Here is a 14,935-nt window from a genome sequence, read left to right on the forward strand (position 1 = left end):
ATAGGCTACCCTAGGTTGCTTTATTCCGGTGCCACCAGGTTAAACGCCCCCCGGAACAGGACTTCAGTATCCGCACCCAACGCGGGGCTGCTAACCGGGATGTACCCGCCCCGGGGAGTACCGGTTTCAACAGCAGCCTGGCGGAAGAGGTAGCCTGTATCCGTACGCTCCTGCAGGAGTAGTATATAGGACTTCCCCTGTTGGGTGACCACCGCAGATTCGGGTACGGCCCACTGGGGTGCTTCCGCGGTTTCTACCCCTACTTCAATAGAAGCGCGTACGTACATACCCACCAGGAAACCGGAATGCGCTTCCTCCTCCAGATGGGCGTGGACTTTTACTGTGCGGTCCTCATCGATGGCGGCCCCGATCAGGTGGACATGTGCCGCATAGGTATTCTCGGAGTATTCCGGCAGGCGAAACCGTATCTCCTGGCCAACCTTTAGTTTTGAAATGTCTTTTTCGTAGACATTGAGTTCCAGGTGCAGGTGGTCGTTATTGACAATTTCGGCAATTTCCGTTGCCGGGGAAACAAAGACTCCCTTACGCACATTGACCCGTGTGAGGGATCCTGCTATGGGGGCGTAAACCGGGCTTTCCGAAGTAAGCTCCCCCGCTTCCACCCGGCCTGCCGGGATGTTGAGCAATTCCAGCTGTTTTTTAAGGCTGTTCTGTTGGGCCAGGGTAGTCCGGTATTGACTCTCGGCTTGCAGATATACTTTTTCCGAGGTGATGTTTTCGGAAAACATGGTTTTCTGCCGCTCGTATTCGGCCTTGAGGTAGGGCAATTGTTCCCAGGCTTCCAGGTACTGTTGCTGCAACTTCAGGAACTCCGGGCTTTCCAGGGAAACAATGCGCTGCCCTTTGCGTACCTGGTCGCCAACCAGCAAGGAGATATCTTTTACAAAGCCGCCGTTCAATGCGCTTACCACTGCCCGGTTCTCCGGGGGTACGTCTATGATCCCGCTTACTTCGAGGGTTTGAGGGAAGGCCTTTTGTTCCGGTTTCCCGAGGACCATACTATTGGCTTCGAACTGATTGTGAGCTATGGAGATCAGTCCTTCCTGCCCGGTAGGTTCCGACGGTTCAGAAGGGTTCTGCTGGGCTTCCCTGCACCCGGGGAAGGCCAGGAAGACCAGGGCTGGGATAAGGAAGAAGCGAAAGGAGGTGCGTTTCATGTTAATACGTAATAAAATTAATGTTCAGGACACTCTGGTTATAAGCGTGGAGTTGGTCCAGGTATGCCAGCCGGATTTCGTATCCGTTCTCCAGGGACTGTATGTATTGGAAATAGTCGATTTCCCCATTTTGGAAACTCATTTCTGCGGCGCGCAGAATGGCTTCCGCCAGGGCGTTGCCTTCGTTTTCGTAATAGGCCAAGGCCTCCTGCTGCCGTTCCAGCTCCACCTGTAGCTGTGCCAGTCGTGAACGCAATTGCAGGGCATAGTCGTTGCGCTCTTCGGACAGGGCCTGCACAGTTAAGCGGGCCGTCCGGATCCTCGAGGCCTGGGCCCCGAAAAGCAAGGGGATTTTCAGGCCGAAACTAAAGCCCTCCAGGTTGCCTTCTATGGCGGAGTTGGTTCCATAGAAGTACTCGGCGCTGAGGTCTGGCAAAAGGCTGTTGACCTCTGCGCTTCGTGCCGCCTGGCTTGCGCCGATTCGGCTATCGTACAGGCGCATTTCAGGCGTGGAGGCCAGTTCGGGGGGCATTGGGGTAAACCGAACAGGGTCTGCCGGGGTAAGCTGCAGTGCGCTGTCTGCCTGTATCAGGTGTTGCAGCCGGGTTTCCAGCTGGGAAACCAGTGTGATTGAGGCTTCGAGCTGCAGGCGTACCTGGCGTTGTTTGGAACGCGCGGTGACCTTCTCCAGGTAGTTGGTTGCCCCGAGATCGAAGCGGCGGTCTGCCGCATTTGCAAATTGTATGTACAAGCTATCCAGGCGTTTATAAATGAGCGTTTTGGCCGAGGCAGTCAGATAGGAACTGTACGCGAGGCTCACCTGGTAATGCAATTCCCGGCGCTGGGCATCGTATTGGCTTTTGGCCCCTTCTGCCTGATAGCGGAGGTTCCGCCTGCGGGCCGCATAGACTGTGGGGAAGGCAATTTCCTGTCGGACCCCGTACACATCCAACGGAAGGTCTGCGGCCAGGTTATTCTGGTCCCGTCCAAAAAACAACTCGGTTTTGCCAAAATCCAATGCGGTTCCCTTGAAGGCCTCAGCGGTTTCCCACCGGAGGCGGGCGGCCTCCAGGCCGGTATTATTCTGGTCTGCCAGTTCCAGCAACTGCTCCAGCCCCTGAGGTTGCTGGGCTCCTGCACCGAAGGTTCCCCCAAGGAGCAGCAGCAGGGTAAGGGCTTGTGTTCTCCGTTTTTTCAACAATTGTTTGTGGTGCCCGCCTCCTGTACCGAACAAGGTGTAGAGCACCGGCAGGACCACCAGGGTAAGCAGGGTAGCGCTTACCAGCCCGCCGATGACCACAGTGGCCAGGGGTCGCTGCACCTCTGCCCCGGCACTCGATGAAATGGCCATGGGCAGGAAACCCAGTGCTGCCGCCGCGGCCGTGAGGAGGACGGCACGAAGGCGGTCCGAGGCTCCCTGAAGGACCAGGGCATCAAGGTCTTTTTGGCCTTCTTTACGGAGTTCCTTAAAATGCTCTACCATGACGATCCCGTTGAGCACGGCAATCCCGAAAAGGGCGATAAAACCAACCCCTGCCGAGATGGAAAACGGCATCCCCCGCACCCAGAGCATGAGGACACCTCCAACGGCAGCCAGGGGGATGGCCGAGAAAACCATAAGGGCTTCCCGCAAGGACCCAAAGGCAAAATACAGCAGCACAAATATGAGCATCAGGGCTATGGGGACGGCGATTTTAAGACGCTCCTTGGCGCTCTGTAAGTTCTCGAACTGCCCGCCATAGGTCACGGTATACCCGGGAGGGAAATTTACTTGTTCCCCGATCAGCCTTTGGATATCATCTACCACCGATTGCAGGTCCCGGTCGCGCACATTGATGCCTACCACGATCCGCCTCCGGGTATCGTCCCGGGAAATCTTGGCAGCGCCCTCCTGGTAGGTCACCTCCGCAACTTCCCCCAGCGGGACCTTGCCACCACCGGGTAAATCGAGGTAGAGCTGACGCAGGTCTTCCAGACGGGTGCGCTGGCTCTGGTCCAGGCGGATGGCCAGGTCAAAGCGCCGTTCCCCCTCAAAAACCTGCCCTACCGTGCGCCCTGCATAGGCCAGGGAAATCATGTCGTTGATGTCCTGGATGTGCAGGCCGTAGCGCGCAATCCGGGTGCGGTTATAAGCTACATTCACCTGGGGCAGGCCCTCTACCTTTTCGACAGTGATGTCCGCAGCACCCGGCACGTTTTCGGCTAGGGCCCGGATTTCTTCCCCTTTCCGGGCCAGGACGCCCAGGTCCTCCCCGAAAACCTTGATGGCGATATCGGCCCGGACCCCGGTAATGAGCTCATTAAACCGCATCTCTATGGGCTGGGTAAACTCCACTTCCATGCCGGGAATAACTGATAAGGCTTCCTTAAACCGGTTAGCCAGCCCGTCCTTGGTCTGGGCTGAAACCCATTCGGACCGGGGCTTCAGGGTAATGATCACGTCGCTCTCCTCCATACTCATAGGGTCTGTGGGGACTTCTGCAGCCCCAATCCGCGTCACTACCTGGTCTACTTCCGGGAAGCTCTCGATCAGGATCCGTTCGATCCGGGTAGTGGTTTCAATGGTCTCTGCCAGGCTGGTACCCGTTTTCAGGACCGGTTGTATCACAAAATCCCCCTCGTCCAGGGTGGGGATGAATTCCCCTCCCATCCGGGAAAACAGGAAAACAGCCCCCAGCAGGAACGCCGCGGCCAGCCCCAGGACGGTCCGTTTATGGCCCAGGGCCCAGGTAATGGTAGGCCGGTACAGCGCGTTGATCCGGCGTACCAGTCGAAGGGCAAAGTTGTTGTCCGGGTTTTTGACGGGCCTAAGAACCATGGAAGCCATTACAGGGACATAGGTAAAGCACAGCACCATGGCTCCCAACAGGGCAAAACTAAAGGCCAGGGCCATGGGGCGGAACATTTTGCCCTCTACCCCCGTCAGGGCCAGGATGGGAATAAAAACAATCAGGATTATGAGCTGGCCGAAGATGGCACTATTCATCATTTTGACCGCGCCCTTCTTGGTGATGTCGTCGCGCATGGCCCTGAACTCGGAAGGGGACAGGTGGTCCTGCCCCTGCATCCTGACCGAAATCTGGTAGGCGATGAATTCCACAATAATCACTGCCCCATCGATGATAATACCGAAATCGATGGCCCCGAGGCTCATCAGGTTGGCGTCTACCCCAAAGAGGTACATCAGGGACAGGCCCATCAGCAGGGAGAGCGGGATCACGGAAGCCACCACCAGGCCCGAGCGCAGGTTGCCCAGTAATAAGACCACCACAAAAATCACGATCAGACACCCCAGCAGCAGGTTTTCCTTTATGGTATCAGTAGTGCGGCTTATCAGTTCGCTCCTGTCCAGGAAGGCGTTGATATAAACCCCTTCCGGAAGGGTTTGGGAAATGGCGGCAACCCGCTCTTGTACCGCCCCGATGACTTCATTGGAGCTCGCCCCTTTGAGCATCATAACCTGCCCCAGGACTTTTTCCCCTTCCCCATTCCCGGTGATGGCCCCGAAACGGGTGGCGCTCCCGAAGCCCACTTCCGCCACATCGCGCACAAACACGGGTAACCCGTCAACGTCCTTTACCACCGTATTGCGGATGTCCTCCAGGTTCCCCACAAGGCCCTCGCCCCGTATAAAGTAGGCCTGGTTCACCTTTTCGATATAGCCGCCCCCGGCCACGCTGTTATTGCGTTCCAGGGCCGTAATCAGGTCGCCCACCGTAACGTCCATGGCGGTTAGGCGGTCTGTGCGGACAGCCACCTCGTATTGCTTCAGGTACCCGCCCCAGGTATTGACTTCCACCACCCCGGGGATACCCGATAGCTGGCGTTTTACGATCCAGTCCTGGATGGTCCTCAGGTCCGTGGTGGTATACCGGTCCTCATACCCGGGTTTCACATCGAGGATATACTGGTAGATTTCCCCCAGGCCGGTGCTGATAGGGCCCATTTTTGGGGTGCCAAACCCTTCAGGGATCTGTTCTTTGGCAGCTTCGATTTTTTCGGCAATCAGCTGCCGGGGCAGGTAGGTGCCCAGGTCGTCCTCAAAAACAATGGTAACCACCGAGAGCCCGAATTTCGAGATGGATCGGATTTCGGTAACCCCTGGCAGGTTGGCCATCTCCAGTTCCACAGGGTAGGTAATAAACCGCTCCATATCCTGGGTGGAGAGGTTGCGGGAGGTGGTAATAACCTGTACCTGGTTGTTGGTCACGTCGGGTACGGCCCCTATGGAGATCCGCGTGAGGGAATACAGGCCAAACAGAACCAACCCCATTGTAAAGAGGAGGATCATGAATTTGTTCCGCAGGCTGAAATGGATAATATGTTGAAGCATAAATGCTGGGTGTCAATAGGTAATACCCCGGAGCCCTGGGTAGGCTGCCGAGTTCAAAAAAAGGCGAGCAAGGAGTAAGGCTACGCCTGTCTGGGTGGCTGAAAGACCCCTGGGGTGAAGGCTGCAGAGCCGGAAAGGAGATAGTGGAAGTTCCGGTCGTTGTTGCGCGTGCTTTCCTGGGAGGTTTGCAGCTCAAGGTCGAGGTGCTTTACCAGGAACACAGGGGATATACATAGTTGCAGGTGTTGCTGGAAGGGTAGCCTTTCGTGTTGTTCGCGCTCCTCCTGGTGGTTCTGGTTGTGGTCTTCTTTCAGGTCACCATAATGTTTGGAAATGAAGGTCACCAGGTTGTCCCCGAATTGTTCCTTGTGGTAACGGGCGTGCTCCAGCAAATCGTCCAATTGCGCCAGGTCCTGAAAACTCAGGTGCAGGCTTTGCAGCAGGAGCAGAGCAGAGAGCACTATGGAACAGGCACGCAGCATAACAAGCTTAAAGGTAATGATTTTGCCTTTAAGTGCGCAGACAACACCTACAGACGATCCTTAGACGTGGAATTCCGCCATGGGTTTAATGCGCTGTTTCCGGATATGGGTGCATTTTGTACCTTTCTGGTGTAACCAACCCTGTATAAAAATGAAAACCCGTTTCCCCCTGATGGCAGCCGTGCTGGTCTTTGCCCTTGCCCTGCCCTCCGGAATCTGCGCCCAACAGGCATATGCCAAATCCAGTATCCGAAAACAAAAAGCCCGGGCTTCGGAGGCTGTGGCCAAGCGCCACAAGCAAACCCAGGTGATGATCGACAAGGTCTTCAGCTTTGCTGAGCTGGGCTTCCATGAAAAGGAATCTTCTGCCTACCTGACCCAAATCCTGGAGGAAGCGGGCTTTGAGGTCACCTACGGTATTTCCGGAATCCCAACGGCCTGGCTGGCCAGGTGGTCCAGGGGCGAAGGCCCGGTGATTGCCCTGGGAAGCGATGTGGATTGCATCCCCAAGGCTTCCCAGTACCCCGGGGTGGCCTACCACAAACCCATCGTGGAGGGGGCGCCCGGCCATGGGGAGGGACATAACTCGGGATTGCCCCTACTGGTAACAGCCGCCTTGTCGGTTCAGGAAATCATGGAAAGCGAGAACATTGGGGGTACCCTGGTGTTGTGGCCGGGTATCGCCGAGGAATTGCTGGGCTCCAAGGCCTGGTTTGTCCGGGATGGGTATTTTGAGGATATAGACATGTGTATTTTCACCCATGTGAGCAGCAACCTGTCGGTTTCCTGGGGGCAGGCCAGGGGAACGGGCCTTATTTCGGTGGAGTACGGTTTTAGTGGGGAAGCGGCCCATTCGGCCGGTGCCCCCTGGCGGGGCCGTAGCGCCCTGGATGCTGCAGAGCTGATGAATATCGGCTGGAACTACAAGCGCGAACACCTGCATCCGCTCAAAAGGTCCCATTCCATCTTCACCGACGCCGGGGACCAGCCCAATGTGGTACCTTCCGAGGCAGCCATCTGGTTTTACCTCAGGGATGTCACCTACGAGGGGATTATGGAAATGTATGAAGACGCCAACCACATTGCAGAGGGGGCCGCGCTGATGACCGATACGCAAATGCACTCCCGCGTGCTGGGGGCTGCCTGGCCGCGGCACTTCAACAAGGTGATTGCCGAAACCATGTACGAGAATATCAAAGCGGTGGGCCTGCCCCAGTGGTCCGATGCCGACCAGCAGCTCGCCCGGGCTGTTCAGAAAGAAGTCGGTTCCCGAGACACCTCCGGCCTGGCTACCGAGCTTTCGGAACTCGGCCTTCCGGTAGAGCAGCCGGTTAGCGGCGGCTCGGATGATATCGGGGATGTGAGCTGGACCGTGCCAACGGTAACCCTGCGTTTCCCGTCCAACATCCCGGGCCTGCAGGGGCACCATTGGTCCAATGCCATTGCCATGGCTACCCCCATTGCCCACAAGGGTGCCACGGCCGGGGCCAAGGTAGTGGCCATGACGGTGCTGGATTTCCTGATGCAACCCCAGCTGGTGGCCCAGGCCAAAGACTACTTCGAGAATGTCCAGAAAAAGGAGACCACCTACCGCCCCATGATCTCGGAATCGGATCCGCCCCCGGTGGAACTCAACACCACCATAATGGAAACCTACCGGCCACAGCTGGAGCCGTTTTATTTTGACGAATCCCGGTACGATACCTATCTGGAGCAGCTGGGGGTGGAATACCCCACGCTGAAGCAGGAATAGGGGATTGCCAGAGTGGTTCTGCTTTAGGAGATAAAAAAGGACTTATCCGAGGGTCAGGGTCATCAGGTAATCGTCCATGATAAAGCCGTCCCCGATGTCCGTAATGGTCCCGGGGCCCTGTTCAAAACCCATTCGCAGATAGGCCCGGATAGACTCGGTATTGTCCTTGTTTACGGTAAGGGCAATATGCGAGCAGCCCCAGGCAGCTGCCCGGGCCCGGACAAAATCCATGGCATGCCTGCCAAGGCCCTTGCCCCGGAATTCCTGGGCCACGTAGATTTTACTCAGGAATAAATGGCCCTCCCGTTTTTCAAAGGCCAGGTAACCCGCGGGCTCTCCATCAGCGCGGACCAGGTAATACCCCATGCCTCCGGCCACCTGCGCTGCAATGGCCGGTACGCTTTGGTATTTTTCCAGCATGTAATCTACCTGGGGTTTCCCGATGATGGGGATGTAGTGTTCCCGCCAGATCCGGTCTGCCAGCCGGGCAATGGTTTGGAAGGCAACATTATCCTGCGCCGGTTCAATCTGAATCATGGTAAAGCTGAAAATGCAACGCCTAAAATACGCATTCGCGGCGGGACGCAGGATTTCGCCCCTTTCAAATATTCCCTACATTTAAGCGAAACAAAAAATGTCTGAACTTATGCGTACTTCCCTTCACCTCTGTTTACTGGCTACTGTTGTTTTAGGGGTAGCCCAAATGACTGCCCAAGGGAACGAACTGCTGGGCCGATGGGACCTGGAAGTCCAGTATGGGGACCGGTGGTTGCCTTCCTGGCTGGAAGTGGAGCAATCCGGAAACAAGGCCCTTGTGGGTCATTTTGTGAGTATGGCAGGAAGTGCCCGCCCCATTTCCGAAGTGCACCTCAAAGACGGCCTGTTTTCCTTTTCGATCCCGCCTCAGTGGATAGGGTCCCAATACATGCACCTCACCGGCACGGTCAATGGGGATGCGGTGGAAGGAAATATCCTGGACCATATGGGGATGTCGCGTGCCTTCCGCGGCGTTCGTGCCCCCCTGCTGATGCACGAGGAGCCTGCTGCTTGGACCGAACCCCGCTCCCTGATCCCGGCCTCTGGCCTCGACGGGTGGACCACTACCCCCGGGAGCCAGACCAACCAGTGGGTGGTGGAGGACGGGATCCTGAAGAGCCCGGCCTCGGGTGCCAACCTTATGACCACCGAGACCTTTATGGACTTTAAGCTTCACATTGAGTTCCGGTATCCGGAGCATTCCAATTCCGGGGTGTACCTGCGCGGCCGTTATGAGGTGCAGGTAGAGGACAGCCAGGGCAAGGAGCCCAATTCCCATTTCCTGGGAGGGGTATATGGTTTCCTCACCCCCAACGAAAATGCGGCCCGGAAGCCTGGGGAATGGCAGGAATACGATATTACCCTGGTAGGCCGGCGGGTAACGGTGGTCGCCAACGGGAAAACCATCATCTACAACCAGATCATCCCCGGTATTACAGGGGGCGCGCTGGACAGTAACGAGGCTTCGCCCGGCCCCATCATGCTGCAGGGCGACCACGGCCCGGTGGAGTACCGGAACATACGGATTGCGGTTCCGCAATAAGAACCGGATACCTAGTCCGGCTTTCGCTCCAGGGTTTCCCCCAGGAACTCCACGGCCCGGACCTGGCCCTGCGGGTCCATAAGGAACTGGGCAAACTGTTTCATACGGTAGCGGTTTTCCGGGGTTGTCCGGAAGGTGTCGTAGTGCCAGTGAGTGGCCTGGAAGCGGGCATATCCATTGAAATCCAGCAGCAGCCCCTCCCCATCCGGGCGCACCTCCAGGGTGCCCAGCATGGGGTGGGTATACCTCCCGGCATAGGCCGTTAATGGCAGGGTAGTACGTGTATCGGGAAGCCTTGCCTCTTGTATCTTTCGATCCTGTTCCTGGGCCTGTATCCGCACCCAGCCATAGAGGTTCTGGATTTCGCTGTTCCAGTCCCGGCTGTCGTCCTGGAAGGCCCACAGGTCCATGGCCTTGTAAAGGATGGCGTGGCGCAGTTCCGCGTGGTCGAGGTTGGCCATGACATACACGGCTGTTTTGGCGTGGTGCATGACCCCTGCGATGGCCACCAGCCCGGTTATACTACCGGTGTGGAAATCGAGTTTCTGCCCCCTGTAGTCGTGCTGGAACCAGCCAAGGCCATAGGTATGCCATTGGGGCGCGGTAAGCTGACGGGTTGGGTAAAAGTCCCGCTCCGGCACAAAGGCGTGGGGTTTGAACAAATAGTCGAAGGTTTGGCGGGACAGGAGTTGTTTGCCTTTGTAGGCACCATTGCTGGTAAGCATCTGCAGGTAGTGTTCCACATCTTCCAGGCAGGTGTAGATCATCCCGGCTGCCCCGATCTGGTCACTTTGGTTGAGGGGCACCGGGTGGATGCTACCATCGAGGTCCTTGTAGTATGGCGTGGCGCAATTCCCGGCGCTCTGTACCTCCCGGGCCATAGCCACGGTGCGGTCCATCTCCAGGGGGGCGAAGATTTCATCCTGGACAAAGCGGGTCCAGTGTTTTCCGGAAACTGCGTGGACAACCTCCCCGGCCACCGCGTACATCAGGTTGTTGTACTGGTAGCCGCCCCTTGTGGGGTAGGCTTTTTCGGCCCGGGCGAAACGGGCCAGGGCCTCGGTTGTGGAAGTGCTGTCTGCAAACCAGATAAGGTCTGCCTGGGAAATACCCAGGTTGTGGGTTAGCAGGTCCTTGATGCGGGCTTCCTCCCTAATGTATGGGTCAGAGAGTTGGAATTCGGGTAAGTGCCGGTACACCTTGTCCTCCCATTGCAGCTGCCCCCGGTCCACCAGGATTCCCAGGGCCATACAGACCACGGCCTTTGTGGTGGAGCCCATATTGAAAAGCGTTTGGCGGTCTACAGCAGCCTCGGATCGCAAGTTACTGACCCCGTACGCATTACTAAAGACCACCTCTCCGTCCTGCACTACTGCAGTGACCATTCCCGGGATTTTCCAGTCTGCCATGCCTTTGCGGACCATGGCATCGAGGGATTCGCCGGGGTTCTGTGCGCGCAGTGCAGGCAGGGCAATCAGCAACAGGTGAAATAAACAAAGAAGGTAGCGGGATCGGGCCATGGCGGGTATTGGTTTTAAGGTTATCCCGTTAAAGTACAAAACCGGGGCGAATTTTGTGGCCCGGGGGTTTTAATTCCGTTGCCAATCTCCTACATTTAGCAGATGATATAAATCCAACCCATGCGTAACTTTTACTTTACCCTCATCCTTTCCGTTTTGGCGATTCCTGTCTGTGCGCAGGACCTGAACACCTATCTGGAACCCGTTAAGTACCGGAATGTAGGACCTTTTCGAGGAGGTCGTTCCACCGGATCTTCTGGTGTTAAGGGGGATCCGCTCACCTATTACATGGGAACAACCGGCGGTGGCCTCTGGAAAACCACAGATGCAGGGCAGTACTGGCGGAATGTCTCCGACGGGTATTTCAAGACCGGTTCTGTGGGGACGGTTTCGGTTTCCGAAAGCCATCCCAACGTGGTCTACGTGGGGATGGGGGAGCACGCCCCGAGGGGGGTGATGACCTCGTATGGGGACGGGGTGTACAAGTCCACAGACGGGGGCAAGACCTGGCAGCACATGGGCCTGGAACTCACCCGGCATATTTCCCGGATCATCATCCATCCGGACAACCCTGATATCGTCTGGGTGGCCGCACAGGGGGCCCTCCATGGCCCGGGCATGGAGCGCGGGGTATATAAGTCCACAGACGGGGGCCATACCTGGAAGCAAACCTTATTTGTGAATGAAAGAACAGGTTGCAGCGACCTTTCGATTGATTACCACAACCCCATGGTGATGTATGCCGCCATGTGGGAGCACCAGCGGAAACCCTGGACGGTGATCAGCGGGGGCAAAGGCAGTGGGTTTTATAAATCTGTAGACGGCGGGGAGACCTGGAGCCCCATAGACAATGGCTTCCCCAAGGAGAAGGGGAAAACGGCCATCGCGGTTTCCCGCGCCAACCCGGACCGCGTTTACGCCCTTCTGGAAAGCGATTCCCAAAAGGAACTCGGTGGGCTTTTCACCTCTTCGGACGGGGGCGCGAACTGGAAGCGCGTAAGCGGGGACCACCGGCTTATCCAGCGGGCCTGGTATTATATAGAGGTTTTCCCGGACCCGGTGGAGGAACATACGGTATATGTACTGAGCGCTTCGGCATATCGCTCCATCGATGGCGGCCGGAACTGGGAGGAGATCCAGACCCACCATGGGGATTACCACGACCTGTGGATTAACCCTGACAACCCCGACAACATGGTTATTTCCGATGACGGGGGGGCTGAAATCACCTTCGACGGGGGGAAGAACTGGTCCCGCCAGGACCAGATGCCCACCGCACAGTTTTACCGCGTGGCCGTAGACAGCCTGTTCCCCTATAATCTCTATGGCGGGCAGCAGGATAATTCTTCGGTGAAGATCTCCAGCATCGGGCTGGGGTCCTCCGGGATCGGGAGGGAGCACTGGGAACCTTCCGCCGGGGGTGAAAGCGCCTTCCTGGCCTTCGACGCCAAGAACCCGGTAAAAGTGATGGGGGGTAGTTACCTCGGCACCGTGGACCTCCTGGATGTGGAGGCCCAGACGAGCACCCAGGTCATGATAGAACCCAACCTGTACCTGGGGCTGCCGGCCCGGGAGATGAAATACCTGTTTAACTGGAATGCGCCCATCATCAAATCCGTGCATGAGCCCAATACCTATTACCACGCCGCCCAGTACCTGTTGCGCACCAGGGACGACGGCCTCACCTGGGAGGTGGCCTCCCCGGACCTGACCGGGAACCAGGACGAAAAGCAGGGCAACGGGGGCGGGCCCTATACCAACGAGGCTGTGGGGGCTGAGAATTATGGCACTATTGCCTACGTCATTGAATCCCCCCACCAACCGGGGGTTATCCTTACCGGGAGCGATGACGGGAAGGTCTACCTTACCCGGAACAACGGGGCGGATTGGGAAGACATCACCCCTAAGGGGATGGGCGAGACCCTGGTGAATGCCATCGAGGTTTCCCCCCACGACCCGGGCACATTTTACCTGGCCGCCACCCGCTACAAATTCAATGACTTTGCCCCCGCACTGTACAAGAGTACCAACTATGGTAAAACCTGGGTCCGCATAGACCAGGGGATTCCCTACGGGGCCTATACCCGGGTGGTCCGTGAGGACCCCGCACGTAAAGACCTGCTCATTGCGGGGACGGAACTGGGGGTTTACCTCTCCTTCGACGGGGGGAAATCCTGGGAACACTTCCGCTCCAACCTGCCTATTGTTCCCATCACAGACCTGCAAATCCGCCACGGCGACCTGATCCTGGCTACCCAGGGGAGGTCCTTCTGGATTTTGGACGATATGGGCCTGATCCGACAGTTCGAAGGCCCGGCAAAAACGGCAAAACTGTACCGCCCGGAAGATGTTGTCTTCCCCAACTGGTACAGCAGCATGAACGGGGCCAACCCCACAGGGTATTCCGATACGGAGGGTGTTAATCCCGCCAGTGGGATGGTGATTTATTATGAATTACCGGAGTTGCCGGAGTCTGCCGAAGTGACCCTTACGATTCGCGATGCAGCCGGGGCCACGGTCAGGACATACAGCTCAAAGCCGGATCCCAGCTACCAGGAATATGAAGGCGCCCCGCCAAGGGAGCGGGTGCTGCCTGCCAAAAAAGGCCTGAACCGATTGGTCTGGGACCTGCGGTACCCCATGCTGCCCGGGGCCCCGGAAGTGTATATCGAAGGGAGTTTCCGGGGCCACAAGGCTGTTCCCGGAACCTATACGGTGGTACTGGAAGCAGGCGGTCAGCCCCTGAGCACCTCTGCTGCCATCCTGCCCAACCCGAGGATTCCGACCACCCCGGAGCAGTTTGCCGACTACCACACTTTTATGGCCTCGGCAGAGGCTGCCTACCGGGATATGACCGAGATCACGAACCGCATGCACGGGATGCACCTTAGGCTCAAGGAGGTGATGAAACACCTGGAAGCCATGGGGCATAAAGCCCAGTTCGAAGAGGCAAAGGAGCTTTCAGGTGCCCTGGAGGCCTGGGATAAGACCATGGTCCAGCGCCTTTCAAAGGCCTATGACGATGTGGAAAATTTTGTGAACGGGTTTACAGCCGAGTACATTACGGCCTTTAACCATGCAGACAGCGGCATTCCCCGCGTGAACCAGGGCACGAAGGAGAAAGTGGCTGCCCTGAACCGACAGTGGGCGGGCTACCGGGCTGAGGCTCTGAAGCTTATCAATGATGCCGTGCCCGCCTTTAATGCATCCCTTCGGGACGTGGGAGTCGGGGCGGTGTATTATCCCGGCCCGGCCCCGGAGTAAAAGCCTGGCTCCCGGAGGCTCAAAGCGGGCGCTTGGTCGATGAAATCGGGTCATTGGCCAAAGCTATTTTCCGGTTCGCGCGAAAAGTGCTTTTTTCACCTTCCGAGAACCGTAAAGCGTGAAAATCCCCGTTGTTTACACCTATCCCATCCTTTTGGGAGCCTTTTTGCTGTTAACCTCCTGTGCCGGGGGGAAACAGGAGGATACCTATGGGGATGCATGGGGCACCGTTGTGGCCTCGGAGCAGTGGGAGACTGCCGCCGCCCAGCCTTCCGCTTCACCCTCCCTTCAGCAGACTACCTATTTTGCGCTCCCGGACCTGGAACAGATAACCGACGAGAACGTGGACCCTGCCTTTATTGAGCGGTACCCGAAACTGGTAAGCCGGGCCTATTTTCGGCTCATCTCAGAGGCCCTCGAGGCAGACCGCCGTATTGCCCGATCCTACCAACAGCTTTACACCGAGGCAGCCAAACCGCAAAACGCTGCCAACCGGATAGTTCAGGAAGACCTCGAAGCAGCGCGTAAACGGTTTTTGGCCCACCGCAGGATGCTGGAGGGCCTGCGCTCCTGGAAGTCCTTTAACCCCTATGGCTCAGACGACTTGGATTTCTTCCTGGAGGAACAGCTGCGGATATCCTATGCCCTCCACCGCAAGGGGGCGGCAGACCGCCGTATTGTGGACCACTTGATGACCGAGCTCGCCGACCTTTTCCACAAGTATGGGGAGGGGAGCACCACCTCGCCCCTTTAAGTCGCCTTTTTGCCTTCTGAAAACCCTTCCTTTTTCGGGCAAGGAAAAGCCCTTTCCAGAATTTTTTGTAAA

General features: G+C 57.2%; 9 protein-coding genes. 4 read left to right on the forward strand and 5 right to left on the reverse strand.

Features of this window, described 5'->3' with window-relative positions; all coding sequences use genetic code 11:
• Nucleotides 1-20: 20 nt before the first annotated feature.
• The 3 genes from CA832_RS03765 to CA832_RS03775 all read right to left on the reverse strand — a co-directional run bounded on the left by CA832_RS03765 (nt 21) and on the right by CA832_RS03775 (nt 5,993).
• Nucleotides 21-1,178, reverse strand: a complete 1,158-nt coding sequence (locus CA832_RS03765; RefSeq protein ID WP_088340209.1) for an efflux RND transporter periplasmic adaptor subunit — start codon at nt 1,176-1,178, stop codon at nt 21-23.
• 1 nt (nt 1,179) lies between these two features.
• Nucleotides 1,180-5,511 (reverse strand): CusA/CzcA family heavy metal efflux RND transporter, encoded by a 4,332-nt coding sequence (locus tag CA832_RS03770; protein ID WP_088340210.1) that lies wholly within the window; start codon nt 5,509-5,511, stop codon nt 1,180-1,182.
• Between the two features lie 80 nt (nt 5,512-5,591).
• Nucleotides 5,592-5,993, reverse strand: a complete 402-nt coding sequence (locus CA832_RS03775; protein WP_088340211.1) for a hypothetical protein — start codon at nt 5,991-5,993, stop codon at nt 5,592-5,594.
• 151 nt (nt 5,994-6,144) lie between these two features.
• On the opposite strand from CA832_RS03775, the gene CA832_RS03780 reads away from it, so the two are divergent.
• Complete coding sequence (locus CA832_RS03780) at nt 6,145-7,746, forward strand: zinc-binding metallopeptidase family protein (RefSeq protein ID WP_088340212.1); 1,602 nt, start codon at nt 6,145-6,147, stop codon at nt 7,744-7,746.
• Between the two features lie 42 nt (nt 7,747-7,788).
• On the opposite strand, the gene CA832_RS03785 is transcribed toward CA832_RS03780, so the two are convergent.
• Complete coding sequence (locus CA832_RS03785; protein WP_088340213.1) at nt 7,789-8,283, reverse strand: GNAT family N-acetyltransferase; 495 nt, start codon at nt 8,281-8,283, stop codon at nt 7,789-7,791.
• A 109-nt stretch (nt 8,284-8,392) separates the two neighbouring features.
• On the opposite strand from CA832_RS03785, the gene CA832_RS03790 reads away from it, so the two are divergent.
• A complete protein-coding gene (locus CA832_RS03790; RefSeq protein WP_233131725.1) occupies nt 8,393-9,325 on the forward strand; it encodes a 3-keto-disaccharide hydrolase in 933 nt (310 codons plus the stop codon).
• 11 nt (nt 9,326-9,336) lie between these two features.
• Here CA832_RS03790 and CA832_RS03795 read toward each other — a convergent pair whose 3' ends face one another.
• The gene (locus CA832_RS03795) at nt 9,337-10,845 is read right to left on the reverse strand and encodes a serine hydrolase (protein ID WP_088340215.1); all 1,509 of its coding nucleotides are present in this window, start codon (nt 10,843-10,845) and stop codon (nt 9,337-9,339) included.
• Between the two features lie 120 nt (nt 10,846-10,965).
• Here CA832_RS03795 and CA832_RS03800 point away from each other — a divergent pair, with 120 nt between their 5' ends.
• Both CA832_RS03800 and CA832_RS03805 read left to right on the forward strand, forming a co-directional pair.
• Nucleotides 10,966-14,109 carry a glycosyl hydrolase gene (locus tag CA832_RS03800; protein WP_088340216.1) on the forward strand — a complete coding sequence of 1,048 codons (3,144 nt, stop codon included), beginning with the start codon at nt 10,966-10,968 and terminating at the stop codon, nt 14,107-14,109.
• A gap of 118 nt (nt 14,110-14,227) precedes the next feature.
• Complete coding sequence (locus CA832_RS03805; protein WP_088340217.1) at nt 14,228-14,863, forward strand: hypothetical protein; 636 nt, start codon at nt 14,228-14,230, stop codon at nt 14,861-14,863.
• Nucleotides 14,864-14,935 lie beyond the last annotated feature (72 nt).

Source organism: Robiginitalea sediminis (assembly GCF_002198115.1).
Classification (GTDB): Bacteria; Bacteroidota; Bacteroidia; order Flavobacteriales; family Flavobacteriaceae; genus Robiginitalea; species Robiginitalea sediminis.